Source organism: Cupriavidus taiwanensis (assembly GCF_900249755.1).
Classification (GTDB): Bacteria; Pseudomonadota; Gammaproteobacteria; order Burkholderiales; family Burkholderiaceae; genus Cupriavidus; species Cupriavidus taiwanensis_D.
Genome location: NZ_LT976854.1, coordinates 1,976,109 through 1,991,650, shown reverse-complemented (window position 1 = coordinate 1,991,650; position 15,542 = coordinate 1,976,109). Strand labels below are relative to the sequence as shown.

15 protein-coding genes are annotated in these 15,542 nt (G+C 69.3%); 9 read left to right on the top strand and 6 right to left on the bottom strand.

The genetic code is table 11. The features are described 5' to 3' along the window. Positions 1 to 4 precede the first annotated feature (4 nt). Positions 5 to 361: an antibiotic biosynthesis monooxygenase family protein gene (locus CBM2594_RS24550; RefSeq protein ID WP_116359372.1), complete on the top strand. Its 357-nt coding sequence runs from the start codon at positions 5 to 7 to the stop codon at positions 359 to 361. 10 nt (positions 362 to 371) lie between these two features. After that, entirely contained in the window at positions 372 to 1,127 is a 756-nt protein-coding gene (locus CBM2594_RS24545) for a sulfite exporter TauE/SafE family protein (protein ID WP_116359371.1), read from the top strand. A 361-nt stretch (positions 1,128 to 1,488) separates the two neighbouring features. Here CBM2594_RS24545 and CBM2594_RS24540 read toward each other — a convergent pair whose 3' ends face one another. Continuing rightward, the gene (locus CBM2594_RS24540; protein WP_116359370.1) at positions 1,489 to 2,241 is read right to left on the bottom strand and encodes a carbonic anhydrase; all 753 of its coding nucleotides are present in this window, start codon (positions 2,239 to 2,241) and stop codon (positions 1,489 to 1,491) included. Between the two features lie 288 nt (positions 2,242 to 2,529). Here CBM2594_RS24540 and CBM2594_RS24535 point away from each other — a divergent pair, with 288 nt between their 5' ends. Next, on the top strand, positions 2,530 to 5,043 hold the full coding sequence (locus CBM2594_RS24535; protein WP_116359369.1) for an esterase-like activity of phytase family protein: 2,514 nt from the start codon (positions 2,530 to 2,532) through the stop codon (positions 5,041 to 5,043). A 47-nt stretch (positions 5,044 to 5,090) separates the two neighbouring features. On the opposite strand, the gene CBM2594_RS24530 is transcribed toward CBM2594_RS24535, so the two are convergent. Next, positions 5,091 to 5,291 carry a DUF3606 domain-containing protein gene (locus CBM2594_RS24530; protein ID WP_116359368.1) on the bottom strand — a complete coding sequence of 67 codons (201 nt, stop codon included), beginning with the start codon at positions 5,289 to 5,291 and terminating at the stop codon, positions 5,091 to 5,093. Between the two features lie 130 nt (positions 5,292 to 5,421). On the opposite strand from CBM2594_RS24530, the gene CBM2594_RS24525 reads away from it, so the two are divergent. Further along, positions 5,422 to 6,519, top strand: a complete 1,098-nt coding sequence (locus CBM2594_RS24525; RefSeq protein ID WP_116359367.1) for an extracellular catalytic domain type 1 short-chain-length polyhydroxyalkanoate depolymerase — start codon at positions 5,422 to 5,424, stop codon at positions 6,517 to 6,519. Between the two features lie 78 nt (positions 6,520 to 6,597). Beyond that, positions 6,598 to 6,807, top strand: coding sequence for a type II toxin-antitoxin system Phd/YefM family antitoxin (locus CBM2594_RS24520; protein WP_116359765.1), 210 nt, complete (start codon positions 6,598 to 6,600; stop codon positions 6,805 to 6,807). Positions 6,808 to 6,820: 13 nt separating this feature from the next. Here CBM2594_RS24520 and CBM2594_RS24515 read toward each other — a convergent pair whose 3' ends face one another. Continuing rightward, positions 6,821 to 7,129 (bottom strand): 2Fe-2S iron-sulfur cluster-binding protein, encoded by a 309-nt coding sequence (locus tag CBM2594_RS24515; protein ID WP_116359366.1) that lies wholly within the window; start codon positions 7,127 to 7,129, stop codon positions 6,821 to 6,823. Then, entirely contained in the window at positions 7,122 to 7,739 is a 618-nt protein-coding gene (locus CBM2594_RS24510) for a YigZ family protein (RefSeq protein ID WP_116359365.1), read from the bottom strand. Before CBM2594_RS24510 ends, CBM2594_RS24515 begins: the two co-directional genes overlap by 8 nt. Positions 7,740 to 8,010: 271 nt before the next feature. Between CBM2594_RS24510 and CBM2594_RS24505 the strand changes: the two genes are divergently transcribed. The 3 genes from CBM2594_RS24505 (at position 8,011) to CBM2594_RS24495 (ending at position 12,454) form a co-directional block, all read left to right on the top strand. Next, positions 8,011 to 10,005, top strand: a complete 1,995-nt coding sequence (locus CBM2594_RS24505) for a PhoX family protein (RefSeq protein ID WP_116359364.1) — start codon at positions 8,011 to 8,013, stop codon at positions 10,003 to 10,005. A gap of 280 nt (positions 10,006 to 10,285) precedes the next feature. Next, entirely contained in the window at positions 10,286 to 11,746 is a 1,461-nt protein-coding gene (locus CBM2594_RS24500) for an alpha/beta hydrolase family protein (RefSeq protein WP_116359363.1), read from the top strand. A 90-nt stretch (positions 11,747 to 11,836) separates the two neighbouring features. Continuing rightward, entirely contained in the window at positions 11,837 to 12,454 is a 618-nt protein-coding gene (locus tag CBM2594_RS24495) for a DUF938 domain-containing protein (protein ID WP_116359362.1), read from the top strand. Positions 12,455 to 12,496: 42 nt separating this feature from the next. On the opposite strand, the gene CBM2594_RS24490 is transcribed toward CBM2594_RS24495, so the two are convergent. After that, complete coding sequence (locus CBM2594_RS24490) at positions 12,497 to 13,261, bottom strand: sulfite exporter TauE/SafE family protein (RefSeq protein ID WP_116359361.1); 765 nt, start codon at positions 13,259 to 13,261, stop codon at positions 12,497 to 12,499. Positions 13,262 to 13,447: 186 nt separating this feature from the next. Between CBM2594_RS24490 and cysK the strand changes: the two genes are divergently transcribed. After that, positions 13,448 to 14,365, top strand: coding sequence for a cysteine synthase A (cysK, locus tag CBM2594_RS24485; protein WP_116359360.1), 918 nt, complete (start codon positions 13,448 to 13,450; stop codon positions 14,363 to 14,365). 34 nt (positions 14,366 to 14,399) lie between these two features. Here the strand turns inward: cysK and CBM2594_RS24480 are convergent, their stop codons facing one another. Beyond that, complete coding sequence (locus CBM2594_RS24480; RefSeq protein WP_116359359.1) at positions 14,400 to 15,536, bottom strand: BamA/TamA family outer membrane protein; 1,137 nt, start codon at positions 15,534 to 15,536, stop codon at positions 14,400 to 14,402. Between the last annotated feature and the right edge of the window lie 6 nt (positions 15,537 to 15,542).

The window sequence follows — 15,542 nt, the reverse complement described above, 5'->3', positions numbered from 1 at the left end:
AACCATGATCGCCGTCATCTTCGAAGTCGAGCCCGCGCCGGGCCGGCAGGACAACTACCTGGACATCGCCGCGCACCTGCGCCCGCAGCTCGAGGCCATCGATGGCTTTATCTCGGTGGAGCGCTTCCAGAGCCTGACCAACCCCAACAAGCTGCTGTCGCTGTCGTTCTTCCGCGACGAGGCCGCGGTGATCGCCTGGCGCAATACGCTGGCGCATCGCCAGGCGCAGGCCGCCGGGCGCGGCGGGGTGTTTGCCGGCTACCGGCTGCGCGTGGCACAGGTTCTGCGCGACTACGGCCTCGATGCGCGCGAGCAGGCGCCGGCGGACAGCCGCGCGGTGCACGACCGCGACGCTGGCTGAAGGGGCGGCGATGACGATGGAATCGATCGGCACGCAGGCAGCCTTTATCGGCCTGACCTTCCTGCTGGCGGGCTTCGTCAAGGGCGTGGTAGGGCTGGGCCTGCCCACGGTCGCGGTGGGCATGCTGGGGCTGGTGATGCCGCCCGCGCAGGCCGCGGCGCTGCTGGTGGCGCCGTCGATGGTGACCAACGTGGTGCAGCTGTTCAGCGGCGCGCGCTTCGGCCTGCTGGTGCGGCGCCTGTGGCCGATGCTGGCGGCGATCTGCGCCGGCACCTGGCTGTGCGCGGCACTGGTGCCGGCCGGCATGACCACGCACGCGACTTCCGCGCTGGGCGTGGCGCTGGTGCTGTACGCGCTGGTGGGGCTGGCGGCGGTGAAGCTGACGGTGCCGGCCGGGGCGGAGCGCTGGCTGGGGCCGCTGATGGGCCTGGTCACCGGCGCCATCACCGCGGTCACGGGCGTGTTCGTGATCCCGGCCGTGCCCTACCTGCAGGGGCTGGGGCTGGACAAGGAGAGCCTGGTGCAGGCGCTGGGCTTGTCGTTCACGGTGTCGACCATCGCGCTGGCGGTCAGCCTGGCGCTGGGCGGGGCGCTGCTGCACATGCCGGTGCTGGGCGCGTCGGCGCTGGCGCTGGTGCCTGCGCTCGGCGGCATGTTCCTGGGGCAGTGGCTGCGCCATCGGATCAGTGCGGAGCGGTTTCGCAAGCTGTTTTTTTGTGGGTTGCTGGTGTTGGGTGGAGAGTTGGCGATGCGGGGGTTGGGGTGAGGGGCGTTGAGCCTTGTTGCTTGTGGCGGTTTGCTCCCCTCTCCCGCGCGCGGGAGAGGGCCGGGGGTGAGGGGCCAGCGGTGGCAATAGCGACTGCGTTCACTTCGTATGACGCTCCCCGCCCTCACCCCAACCCTCTCCCGCAAGCGGGAGAGGGAGTACCCAAGCGGGATTTGCAAAGCCCGTGGCACTTCGCCATGCCGCCGGGTTGCTCCCCTCTCCCGCTTGCGGGAGAGGGGCCGGGGGTGAGGGCGGGTGTGTGGCAAGCACGAGGCGTTCGCACTGCGTGAAAGCTCTGGCCCTCACCCCGACCCTCTCCCGCAAGCGGGAGAGGGAGTACCCAAGCGGTATTGGAAATATCTCAGCGGCTTGCCTGCACCGTCCTCCCATTCAACGGCTGCACCGGCCGCGCGTTCATCGGATACAGCTTCCGGAACGCCGCCAGCTGTGCCGGCGACACTTCCACCGGCGTCTTCAGCACCTGCCAGCGCACGTCCTCACTGCATGGCGGCGTCGTCAGCGAACCGGTGAAGGACCAATAGGCCTGCTGCGCCGGCAGCAACGCCGCAACGTCCAGCGGCGCAGGCAGTTCACGCGATTCCCCGGCGTGGGCCGGCAGGCTGGCGAAGACCGGCCTGAGCGCTGCATTCTCGCGGCCGGACTTGAACAGCACGGCCACCACCGCCAGCTTGCCCTCGGCGTTCTGGTGCACCAGGTGCGCCACCAGCGGATAGGTCTTGCCGTTGATCTTCTCTTCGCTGGGCGTGTGGAAGTGGAACTGCAGCAGCTTGTAGGGCACGCCGTCCAGGTCGATCTGTCCCGCCGCCGGCAGGTTGACCTGCACGGTATGGCCGTTGTTGACCACGGTGCCGGGCGCGGCGGCGTAGCCGAAGCCGATCGGCTTCAGGTCGGCGCGCCGGGCCTTGCCGGTGCGGATGTCGATGGGCGACTGGTGCTTGCCCAGCGCGCAGGTCTGGTAGGCCTGGTCGAGTTCGGCCCAGTGGCTGGTGCCGGTGGGGCCGGTGTAGCTCCAGTGCGGGTGGTCATTGCCGGCCCATGCGGCCGGTGCCAGCAAGGCGGCGCAAACCGTGAATAGCGGCAGCTTGGTGTTCATCTGTCAATGCGTCCTCGTGTTGATAAACCCCTTGTGTTCCGACGTGGTGTTATCGATCTGTCCCAGTCTTGAGTGCCGGGTCGGGGCCCGGGCCGGAAATCATGCAGCAAAACTGCGCGCGGGCGAATAAGGCATTGCTGAATTCCGGTCTGCACTGCGCTTAACACCAGTAAGGGCTGCATGCGAGCCGTCGATTGATGCCTGGCGCTCATGCTGTCACGCAAGCGACATCAGGCCGACATATCGGCCTACCACCATGGCGCATTGCCCAACTCCAGGAACCCTGCAATGCGCCTGAGCGTCTTCCCTTCGCGCCGCACGCGCGCGGCACTGGCTACCGCCGCCGTGGCGGCATCGCTGCTGGCGGCATGCGGCGGCGACGATAACGATAACGGTGCCGCCACGCCCGCGGTCACCGCGCCCACGCTGGTGGGCCGCGCCGTGCTGCCCGCCGCCACCTTTGCCAGCGGACCGCAGTCGGGGCGCTATGTCACCGGCGACCTCAACGGGCAGGCCGCGCCGTTCGCTTCGCAGCCGGTGCAGGGCTTTTCGGCGGTGCTGCGCAATCCGGATGGCAGCTTCATGGTGATGGCCGACAACGGCTATGGTTCGCTGGAGAATTCGGCTGACTTCCACCTGCGCGTCTACACCGTGGCGCCCGCGTTCAAGACCGCGGCCGGCGGCGCGGGCAGTGTCGCGGTGCGCAGCTTTATCGAGCTGAAGGATCCGAACCAGCATATCAAGTTCGCAATCGCCAACCAGTTCACCACCGAGCGCGTGCTGACCGGCGCCGATTTCGATATCGAGAGCATGCAGCGCGGCAGCGACGGCACGCTGTGGTTCGGCGACGAGTTCGGCCCGTTCCTGCTGCATACCGATGCCAACGGCGTGCTGCTGGAAGCGCCGATCCCGCTGCCGGACTTCGAGAATCCCGGCAAGGAGATCCGCTCGCCGCAGAACCCGTTCAATGAAGAGGCGACGCCGGTGCGCATCATGAACGCCGTGCGCGCGCATGCCTTCGCGCATGGCGGCACCCGCGCGCCGGTGTTCGCTCCGTACTACGTGCAGCTCAAGTACGACGTCAACGGCGTCAAGTCCAGCCCCGATGCGCACTATGCGCGCGGCGCCAACCCGCAGCCAGGGCTGGTGCCGGCGGCATCCGACACGCTCGACGTGGCCTCGGTCAAGGCCGCCGGCTACAGCGTGGTGACCTGGACCGTCAACGACAGCGCGAAGATGACCGAGCTGCTGAAGGCCGGCGTCAACGGCATCATCTCGGACCGGCCTGACCTGCTCTACGCGGCCGTTGCCGCCCACGATGCCAACGGCGATGGCAAGGCCGGCGACTACCTGACCGCCGATGGCCTGATCGACGCCGCGAAATTCGACGCGCAGGGCCACCGCGGCGCGCGCGACCTGCGCCCGGAGAACACCCTGCCGGCAATGGAAGCCGCGCTGGACAACCTGATGACGACGCTGGAGACCGATGCCGGCATCACGTCCGATGGCATCGCGGTGCTCAAGCACGATCCCTATATCGAATCGGTCAAGTGCCGCCGCGCCGATGGCGCGCCCTACGGCACCGCCGACGAAGTGCTGATCAAGAACCTGACCGCGGCGCAGATCCAGTCCACCTTTATCTGCGACAAGCTGTTCCGCGGCCCCAGCCAGCGCAACGATGCGGCGCTGTCGCCGGTGTCGGCGGCGGTGGCGACGGCCAAGGGCTACGCTAGCCCGTACGTGGTGCCGCGCGTGCAGGACGTGTTCGACCTGGTCAGCGCCTATGTCGCGTACTACAGCACCGGCGCGGGCAGCAGCCATGCGCAGGCGGCACAGCGCGCGAAGAACGCGCAGGCGGTGCGCTTCAATCTCGAGACCAAGCTCAACCCGCGCAGCGACAGGGATGGCAAGGGCAACGTCTACCAGGACCGCACCGTCGGCGCCGAGCAGATGGCCGACACGCTGGCGGGCGTGATCAGTGCCGCCGGCATGGCGCAGCGCGCCGATATCCAGAGCTTCGATTTCCGCACGCTGCTGCGCGTGCAGCAGAAGTTCCCGGCGATCCGCACGGTGTACCTGTTCGGCGATTTCCCGATCTATGGCGACGCGGCCAACAGCGACGACGGCACCAATATGCAGGACGAAGCCGGCGCCAACACGCCGTGGATGGCGGGCCTGTACTGGCCGTACCGCGCCACCGCGACGTCGAACCCGTTGCGCGCGAAGCGCTCGGGCGGCTTCGAGGGCATGGCGATGAGCCCGGACGGCAGGAAACTCTATCCGCTGCTGGAACTGCCGCTGGCGGGCCACGACGGCAAGACGCTGCTGATCTCGGAGTTCGATATCGCCACGCGCCGGTACACCGGTGTGCAATACAAGTACCGGCTCGACGACAAGGGCACCAATATCGGCGACTTCATCCTGTTCAACGCCAGCGAGGGCATCGTCATCGAGCGCGACGGCTCGCAGGGCGACCCGAACGGCTTCAAGAAGCTGTTCCAGGTGACGCTGGGCAAGCCGGGCGACTACGTCGCCAAGTCAGAGCTGGCCAACCTGATGGCGCTGCGCGACCCGTCCGGCATCAGCGCCGGCGGCGCGCCGGGCGACGTGGCGCTGGGGGATCCGTTCGGCATGCCGTTCAACACCATCGAAGACGTGCTGGTGCTGGACCCGACCACGCTGCTGGTGATCGACGACAACAACTTCCCGTTCAGCGTGGGCAGGCATGTCGGCAGCAAGATGCCGGATGACAGCGAGTTCATCCAGATCCGGCTGCCCAGGGCGCTCAACGTGGGCGGCTAGGACGCCAGGCCGGGCCAGGCGCTGGCATCCCCGCCGCGGTGGGGATGTCAGCCGGTGCGCGCGCCCGCGTGCTGCTGTTCCAGCTGCGCGCGCACCGCGGAGATATGATCGCCGGCCTGGTCGACGGCGTTTTCCAGGTCACTGGTGCTGCAGCCGAGTTCCCTGCACCAGTACTGCACTTCGAGCGGATCCGTCAGGTTGATGCGGCCCGGATCCAGGGGCCTGAATTCGCTGGTTACATCGCTCATGCTTGCCTCCGGTTCGTGTCTGGGCGCGACACGGCCCTTGCATTGTAGGCAGCCATCCGGAACGCGTTGGATGCAAGCCGGGCTGCGCCAGCGCATATGATGTGGCGGTTACCCAACCACAGGATGCCGCATGCCCCGTTCCCCCGGCGCGAAGCTCTGGTCCACGCTGAACAAGGCCGCGGCGCGCAATGCGCGCCAGATGCAGCGCGCCGTCAACAAGAACCTGACCAGGCCGATGACCGAGGCCATCGTGCGCAACGCGGTGAAGCAATCCGCTGCAGTTACGGCGGCCACGCAGCGCGCGCTGTCCGGCGTGGTGTCGCCGGTGGCGGCACCGCAAAGCCGCGGCAGCGGGCGCTGGGAAGAGGGCGCCTGGGGCGCGCCGCTGGCGCCGCGGCGCTACCGCATCTTCGTGCCGGCCGGCGCCACCGCCGCGCGCCGCGCGCCGATGCTGGTGCTGCTGCACGGCTGCGGCCAGGATGCCGCCAGCTTTGCCGCGGTCACGCGCGCCGCCGCGGTGGCGCGCGAAACCGGCTGGGTGGTGCTGCTGCCCGAGCAGGCCTCGCAGGCCAACGCGCAGCGCTGCTGGAACTGGTTCCGGCCCGCCGCGCAGGGCGCCGTCGAAGCCGGGCTGCTGCTGGCGCTGGTCGACCAGGCCTGCCGCCGCCATCCGGTGGCGGCGGACCGCGTCAGCGTGCTGGGCCTGTCCGCCGGCGGCGCAATGGCGCTGATGCTGGGGCTGCGCTATCCGTCGCGCTTCGCCGCGGTGGGCTCGCACTCCGGCGCCGTGCCCTGGAGCGCCACCAACGCCGCGCAGGCCGCGCGCGCCATGCGCGGACAGCGCGGGCCCGACGCCAAGGCCATGCAGGCGCTGCGCATCGGCCTGGCGGGACGGCGCCCGCCGCCGTTGCTGCTGCTGCATGGCGATGCCGACCACGTGGTCGACTTCAGCAACGCCACCGCCGCGGCCGGCATGTGGATGCATCTGCAGCCCGAAGGCGCACCGCCGCTGGCCGGGGTGCCGGCGCGGCGCATCCAGCGCGGCGTACGCCGGGCGATCGACGTGTTCGACTGGACCGAAGGCAGGTCGCCCTACCTGCGGCTGGTGCGCGTGGAAGGCCTGGGCCACGCGTGGAGCGGCGGCGCCGGCGGGCATGCGTTTTCGGATCCGGCGGGGCCGGATGGGTTGAAGCTGGCGTTGCGGTTTTTTCTGGCGGTTGGAGGGTAAGGCGGGCTTGACGCCTTAGGGAGATCGCGTTGTCATGCGATGACGCGCGATTTACTGCACTTTCTCTGGTGTCGAGCCATGCGAATCATCGATATTAAAGATGCGAAAAAGCATCTTTCACGACTGGTGGAGGAGGCCGCCAACGGCGATCCCTTCATCATTGCCAAGGCGGGCGTACCGCTGGTGAAGGTAGTCGCATTCACTGCAAGCGCGCAACCAGCGAAACGTCGCCTCGGATTCATGATTCCCCCGACGGCAACGCCCGGCCCGGATAAAAGCGCCGAATAGTCCCTTCGGAGCCTCACCCCAAGCTGACCGGCTCAAACACCACATCACTCGCCGGACAAGCCACGCACGGCAATATCAGCCCCTCGTCCTTCTCGTCCGGACTCAGCCCAGGCCATTCGATCCGGTAACGGATCGTCCCCGCGTGCAGCCGGCTGGCGCAGGCCCGGCAGGTGCCGTTGCGGCACGAATTGGGCAGCGCCACGCCCTCCAGCAACGCCGCCTCCAGCAGGCTCAGCGCCGCCGGCGCGGGGAAGCGCCCAGGGCCCGGCAGCACCTGTGCGGTGAATTCGGCGCTTTCGTCCGAAAGCTCGATGTCAGCCATGGCTGTTGTCCTGCGCCTGCGGAAACTGCGCGCGGCCGTGGGTGGCATCGCGCAGGGCGTCGCGCGCGGCGTCGAGCTGGGTCGCGGGAATGCGCAGCACCAGCGTGGCAAGCGCGCCGTAGCCGGTCTCGGCCAGCGTGCAGCCAGCGGGGGCCTCGTAGTCCAGCCAGCGGCGCACGCGCGGCTCGTCGGCATAGTCGACCGCGACGGCCAGCGTGCCGTAGGCGATGCGCTCGACCCGTTCGGCGCATTTCAGGGCCGCGGCGATGGCATCGGTGTAAGCGCGCACCAACCCGCCGGCCCCCAGCTTGACGCCACCGTAGTAGCGCACCACTGCCGCCAGCACGCCGTCGAGGTCGTGGTGGCGCAGCACTTCCAGGATCGGCCGACCCGCCGTGCCGGAGGGCTCGCCGTCGTCGGACATGCCCGAGGCCCCGCCGGCCAGCAGCGCCCAGCAGACGTGGGTGGCGGTGGGGTGCTCGGCCCGCAGCGCCTGCAGCGCGGCCATGGCGGCTTCGCGGTCGGCAACCGGCAGCGCCAGCGCCAGGAAGCGGCTCTTGCGGATCTCGATCTCGGCGTGGACGGGGCTGGCTAGCGTGTAGGTGGGCAAGGGCAAGCGGTGCGGAACGGGTGCGGAAATCCGCGCCGGCCGGGCCGCGGAAAGCAAGGCGGCAGTGTACCGCAGCGGACCCGGCTGGCCCGAAGCGCGCGTCGGCTTGTGTTGCATCGTCAACTTGGTGTCATAAACGGGGCCTACGATCCGCCCCGGACGTGCGCGATGACGCCCGCCGCCCGCCTGTGCAACAGGTGCCCGGTTCCGCCCCCGGAACCGGCGCAAACATGCCGTGAACCATCCCTTTCCTTTCCCCGGATCGAAAAACATGCTTGAACAACCCAATGCTGGCCGTCGCAAGGCCCTGAAGCTATTGGCCGGCGCGCCCATGCTGCCGCTCGGCCTCGCCTCCACCAGCCTGCTGGCAGGCTGCGGCGGCGGCGATGAAGCCGCCGTGGCGCCGGCACCGGCCCCGGCGCCCGGCCCCGCCGCCACCTTCACCACCGCCGAGTTCGTGCCGATGAGCGCGCCGACGCTGGCCACGCCCGAGGCCATGGCGACCACCACGGTCGGCTCCAGCCTGAAGGTGTCCTTCAGCGACGGCAGCAGCCAGACCTACAAGCTGGCCTACCAGCCCTTCTTCGTCACCGGCGACACACTGCCCGACGGCAAGGGCGGCACCATCCTGGCGGGCGGCTACTACGACATCAACAACCAGCCGATCATCGATACCTCGGTGCCCGGCAAGGAGCGCCAGTTCTTCTCCGACGCGCCGGACGGCAGCTCGCTGCTGACGCTGGCCAACCCCACCGTGCCGGGCGTCAAGGGCAACACGGTGTTCGCGGTGGTGCAGTTCGAATACACCACGCGCAACCAGGGCAATGCCAGCATGTACGGGCTGCTGCCGTCGCCGATCGCGGTGCTGACGCTGGACCAGGATCCGGCCACCGGCAAGCTGACGCCGGTCAAGTACCACAATGTCGACACCTCGGGCGTCAACGGCCTGTGGATCACCTGCGGCGCCAGCCTGTCGCCGTGGAACACGCACCTGTCGAGCGAGGAGTACGAGACCGACCTGATGGACGCCAACGCGGTCACGCAGCTGCAGGGCTACAGCCGCAACCTGTACGGCGACCCGGCGCGCGCCAACGCGTACAACTACGGCCACCTGCCGGAAGTCACGGTGAATCCTGACGGCACCGGCACCATCAAAAAGCACTACTGCCTGGGCCGCATTTCGCACGAGCTGGTGCAGGTCATGCCTGACGAGCGCACCGTGCTGATGGGCGACGATGCCACCAATGGCGGCCTGTTCCTGTTTGTCGCCGACCAGGCGCGCGACCTGTCCGCCGGCACGCTGTACGTGGCCAAGTGGCACCAGACCTCGGGCACCGGCCCGGGCAGTGCCACGCTGTCGTGGATCCGGCTGGGCCACGCCACCAGCGCCGAAATCCGCGCGCTGGTCGACGGCGGCATCCGGCTGGCCGACATCCTGGACGTCAAGACCGCCGACCCGGCCGATGCCAGCTACACCCGCATCCTCTACAACGGCAAGCCCAACTGGGTGAAGCTGGTGCCGGGCATGGAACAGGCCGCGGCGTTCCTGGAAACCCACCGCTATGCCGCGCTGGTCGGCGGCAGCCTGGGCTTTACCAAGATGGAAGGCACCACCGTCAACATCAAGGACAAGAAGGCCTATTCGGCGATGTCGCGCATCGAGTCGAGCATGCTGGCGGGCAACGCCGCCAATGCCGGCGACATCCAGGTGGAAGGCCCGTACTCCGGCGCGGTCTATGAGCTCAACCTGAAGGGCGGCCAGGCCGACAAGACCGGCACGGCGATCCACAGCGAATGGGTGCCGGTCGACATGGCCGCGGTGCCGGCGCTGGTCAGCGAAGACCTGGGCGGCGGCAAGATGAAGCAGCAGGATGCGCTGGGCAACTTCGCCAACCCCGACAAGGTCGCCACGCCCGACAACCTGAAGTTCTCGGAAAAGCTGCGCACGCTGTTCGTCGGCGAGGACAGCAACACCCACGTCAACAACTTCCTGTGGGCGTACAACGTCGACACCGGGGTGCTCAGCCGCGTGCTGTCGTGCCCGGCCGGCGCGGAGTCCACCGGCCTGCATGCGGTCGACGAGATCAACGGCTGGACCTACGTGATGAGCAACTTCCAGCATGTCGGCGACTGGGAATCGCCGCTGCACGACAAGGTGAAGGCGCAGCTCGATCCGCTGGTGCGCGCCAACTACAAGGACCGCTTCGGCGCGGCGGTCGGCTACCTGACCGGCGACCCGACCGGCGTCAGGCTGGCCAGGGCCTGACGCGCGGCTGCGTGCGGCAATGAGGGCGGCGGGCTTCGGCCCGCCGTTTGCATTGGGGCGTGGTCATCGGTATCGCCTTCGGGTTTGCTAACACGCAGCACCGGTTCAGGCGAGCCGGGGCTAACCCGCATCCGTTGCAACGGCCACAGCGCGCCGAGGATTGCCTCCATGCGCCTTGCGCCGCCGTGTCCTACAGTGGTGGGGGCGCCGGCCACGGCACTTGGCCGCCGGCGCGCCATCCGCCAGGACAACAAGATCCGCATAACAAAGGAGACCAGGCATGAAACGAGCTGTCGGGAAAGCCGCGATGCTGTGCCTCGCCGCGACGCTGCTGTACGGTTGCGGCGGCGACGATGACGAGCCGGCGCAGAATCCACCGCCGCAGGCCGAAGAGAAGCGCCCGCAGGACGACCGCACCTTCACCATCGACGCGGCCACGCTGCCGTTCGCCGCGCTGGCCGGCGCGCCCGACGCCGACCGCTGGTGGGGCGTGCAGGACGGCGCCGGCTACCGCATCGAGGTGCCGAAGAACTGGAACGGCCGGCTGGTGATGTATGCCCACGGCTATGCCGGCACCGGCGCGGCCCTGTCGGTCACCATCCCCAGCATCCGCCGGCATCTTCTTGCCAACGGCTACGCCTGGGCCGCGTCCAGCTACGCCAAAAACTACTATGACGTGCGCGCCGGCCTGGAAGACACCAATGCGCTGGCGCTGGCCTTCACGCGCATTGCCGCGCAGAACGGGCGCATGCTGGCGGCGCCGGTGCGCACCTACATCGTCGGCCATTCGATGGGCGGCCATATCTCGGCCGCGGCGGTCGATGACGAGAACATCCAGGCCGCCAACCACAAGGTGCGCTACCACGGCGCGGTGCCGATGTGCGGCGTGCTGGGCGATACCGAGCTGTTCAACTACTTCGGCGCCTACCAGACCGCGGCGCAGCAGCTGGCCGGCTATCCGGTGACGGCGTGGCCGGCGGCCAACTGGGCGCAGATCGGCCCGGCGGTGCGTGCGGCGCTGTTCACCACCTACCCCGGCCAGACCACGGCGCAGGGCGACACCCTCAAGGCGATCGTGCGCAACCTGACCGGCGGGCAGCGGCCGCTGTTCGACTGGGGCTTCGGCGGCCCGGGCGCGCAGCCGCTGCAGGACGCGGTGTGGGGCACCTTCGGCCAGGATGGGTCGGTCAACGGCATCCTGACGCAGAACGTGGTCAACACCACCGGCATCACCTTCCAGCTCGACAACGACCCGGCGCAGTCGGCGGCGGAGCAGTCGTTCAACGCGGGCATCTTCCGCGTGACCGGCAGCGCCGAGGCCAACCGCGCGCGCAGCGACGGCCTGCGCTGGATCCCCCGGACCAACGCGCGCATCAGCGTGCCGGTGGTGACGCTGCATACGCTGGGCGACATGTACGTGCCGTTCAGCATGGAGCAGATCTACAAGCGCCGCGCCGATGCCAACGGCACCGCGCAGTGGCTGGTGCAGCGCGCCATCCGCGGCGTCAGCCATTGCGACTTCACCGTGGCCGAGCAGGCCCGGGCCTTCGACGACATGGTCAACTGGGAGCAGAACGGCGTGAAGCCGGCCGGCGACGAGGTGCTGGACGCCGCCACCGTGGCCAGCCCGGCCTACGGCTGCAAGTTCACCGACAACACGCTGGTGAGCGGCGAGGAAAGCCCGACCACGGCGGCGCTGCGGCCGTCGGTGGCGCAGGCGTTCCCGTGCACGCCGGGCTGACCGGCTGAATGGTGGAAAGGCGCGCGGCACGGTCCGCGCGCCAATTCTGCTACGCTAGGCGCTTCCCCAACGCCCGCTGAGCCTGCCACCATGACCGGCCCGACCCACGATCCCGATGCGCGCCGCATGGCGCCCGCCACCGAGCGCAACCGCGAGCCCATCCTGGCCGTGCTGCGCCAGGTGCTGCCCGCCAGCGGCACGGTGCTGGAAATTGCCAGCGGCACCGGCCAGCACGCCGTGCACTTTGCCGCGGCGCTGCCGGGCCTGACCTGGCAGCCGAGCGATCCGGACGCCGCCGCGCGCGCGTCGATCGCCGCCTGGACCGCGCACGCGGGCCTGACCAATGTGCGCACGCCGCTGGCGCTGGATGTCTGCCGCCAGCCGTGGGGCATCGACGCCGCCGATGCGGTGGTCTGCATCAACATGCTGCATATTGCCCCGTGGGCCGCGGCCGAGGCGCTGTTCGCGGGTGCCGGCAAGCTGCTGGGGCCCGGTGGCGTGCTGTTCCTGTACGGCCCCTATCGCCGCGGCGGCGCGCATACCGCGCCCAGCAACGCCGCCTTCGACGCGCAGCTGCGCGCCACCGACCCGGACTGGGGCGTGCGCGACATGGAAGCGGTGATCGCGCTGGGCGAGGCGCAGGGCCTGCGCTGCGACGAACCGGTGCCGATGCCGGCGAACAACTTCTGTCTGGTGCTGCGCAAGTAAGGCGCCGCGCGCGGTGTCGGGGCGGGGCGGGATGCGCGCGCTTCAGCCGCGCACCAGCATCACCACCGCAGTGGCGATCAAACACACGGCAAACAACGCGCGCAGGCGCCGCTCGGGCATCCGGTGCGCCAACGCCACGCCCCATGAGATGGTCAGCATGCCGCCCAGCGACAGCGGCATGCCGCTGACCCAGTCGACCTGGCCGGCATGGGCATAGGTGGCCAGCGCCACCACCGCGCCCGGCGTTACCAGCGCCAGCGCCAGCCCCTGTGCCGCCGCCTGGCGCAGCCCGAACAGGCCGACCAGCGCCGGCGCGGCCACCACGCCGCCGCCCACGCTGAAGAAGCCCGAGAACACGCCGCCGACCACCCCCACCAGCGGAATCCAGCGCGGCGACACGCGCGCCTGCTGCGCCGTCACCGCGCGCCCCGGCAGCAGCCGCCACAGGAAGTACAGCGCCATGCCGATCATGAACAGCGCAAAGCAGCGCCGCAGCAGCTGCGCGTCCATCGCGGTGGCCGCGCGTGCCGAGAGCCACGTCGCCAGCACCGCCGACAAGCCCAGCACCACCGCCGTGCGCAGCGCAATGTCGGCACGCTTGCGGTATTGCCAGAAGCCGATCAGCACGTTGGGCGCGATCATCACCAGCGCGGTGCCCTGCGCCAGCTGCTGGTCCATGCCGAACAGCAGCCCCAGCGCCGGGATCGCGATCAGCCCGCCGCCGATGCCGAACAGCCCGCCCACCGCGCCCAGCAAACCACCAAGTCCGAAGATCAAAAGGGAGGACAGCAGCAGGTGGTCAGGCATCGGTGCAAGGGGGCAATGCGGGGGATTTCAGGACGGATTCCGGAGAAAGCGGGGGCAAGGCGCGGAGGACTCAATGATACGCGAGCGGCCCGGCGGGGCGCTTTGCACTAAAATCGGCGGGGTCATTCGATCCCGCGCTGCGCGGCCAGCCAGGCTCGCTGCATCGCACCCGTCCCGGAGAACACGATGAAGGTCCAGAACATCCTGCAGACGATCGGCAATACCCCGCATATCCGCATCAACCGGCTGTTCGGCAACGGCCACGAGGTCTGGATCAAATCCGAACGCAGCAACCCCGGGGCTTCGATCAAGGACCGCATCGCGCTGGCGATGGTCGAAGACGCCGAACGCCGCGGCGTGCTCAAGCCCGGCGGCACCATCATCGAGCCCACCTCGGGCAACACCGGCATCGGCCTGGCCATGGTGGCCGCGGTCAAGGGCTACAAGCTGGTGCTGGTGATGCCCGACAGCATGTCGGTGGAGCGCCGCCGGCTGATGCTGGCCTACGGCGCCAGCTTCGACCTGACGCCGCGCGAGAAGGGCATGAAGGGCGCGATCGCGCGCGCCGAGGAGCTGGTTGCCGCCACGCCGGGCGCGTGGATGCCGCAGCAGTTCGAGAACCCCGCCAATGCCGACGTGCACGCGCGCACCACCGCGCAGGAAATCCTGAACGACTTCCCCGAAGGGCTCGACGCGCTGATCACCGGCGTCGGCACCGGCGGCCACCTGACCGGCTGCGCGCGCGTGCTGAAGGACAAGTGGCCGCAGCTGAAGGTGTTCGGGGTCGAGCCGGTGGCCTCGCCGGTGATCTCCGGCGGCGCGCCGGCGCCGCACCCGATCCAGGGCATCGGCGCGGGCTTTATCCCGAAGAACCTCGACACCACGCTGCTCGACGGCGTGATCCAGGTCGACGCCGAGCCCGCGCGCGAGATGGCGCGCCGCTGCGCGCGCGAGGAGGGCATCCTGGTCGGGATCTCGTCGGGCGCCACGCTGGCGGCGATCGCGCAGAAGCTGCCGGACCTGCCCGCCAACGCGCGCGTGCTGGGCTTCAACTACGACACCGGCGAGCGCTACCTGACGGTCGAAGGCTTCCTGCCCGCGTAACAACAGCGTCGCGACGAGCGCCCGGCCCGGGCGCTCAGAACGCTTCGTTGATCTGGAAGTAGACGCCGCGCGTGCTGCGCCCGAAGCCGGCATCGAGCCGCACATTGACGCGCGGCTTGAACTCGAAGCGGTAGCCGATGCCGGCGTTCGGCAGCCAGTGCGCCGACGCCAGCTCGCCCGGCTTGGGCGCAATCGCGCCGGTGCCGGCCCAGAACACCATGCCCTGCCGGCCGGCGATATGCAGCCGGTATTCCACCTGCGCCATGACCACGTTGCGGTCGCGGTACTGCCCCAGGAAATAGCCGCGCATGCGCTTGTTGTCGCCCAGCTGCGACAGCATATTCCAAGGCACGTCGCCCCAGCTGAAGCGCCCGTAAAGGTCGAACGCCAGCACATCGCGCCCGCGCAGGCGGTGGTAGCGGTCATAGGACCATTCCAGCGTCTCGAAATCGGTATTGCTGCCCAGCGCGCGCCGGTACACCGCGGCATTGGCGGCCAGCGCCTGGCCGGAGTAGGGGTTGGGCAGGAAGTCGCGCGTGTCGTACGAGAAATGCGCGGTCACGCCGGCGCTGAACACGTGCGGCCCGTTGGGGTCGGTGGCCAGCGCGCTGGCGGCGCCGCGCTGCAGGCTGTTGGCATCGTCGTTCTGCACCGAGAAGCCGGCGCCGACATAGGTGTTGGGCCGCACCCGCATCAGCATGCGCGGCTGCAGGAAGAACTCGCGCCGGGTATAGCCTTCCTTGTTGGCGTCGTTGCTGGCGCGGTCGTAGCCGATGCCCCAGTACGACGTCGGCATGTTCAGCACCGCGCCGGTCACGACGAAGCGGTAGCTGTCGTCGGCGAAGAAGGTGGTGTTGTCCAGCCCCAGGCCGACGGCACCGCGCGTGGTGACGAAGCCGTGCAGGTTGAGCGTGGAGACCTGCGTGTCGGCCTGCGCATTGGGCGGCTTGTACAGGCCGATCGCCGCCATGCCGAGGCCAAGCCCCATCTCCGGGTTGTAGAACGGCCCCGGCAGCACGCCCCAGTCCATGCCGTGGCTCAGGTCCACCTGGCTGGATGCGCCGAGGCGCGTCAGCAAGCGGTCCATCCAGCCCGGCTCGTCCGCGCGCGCCGGCGCGACCGCGCACAGCAGGGCGAGGGTGGCGGCAAGGCGTCGGTGCAGCGCGGGCATGGTGTG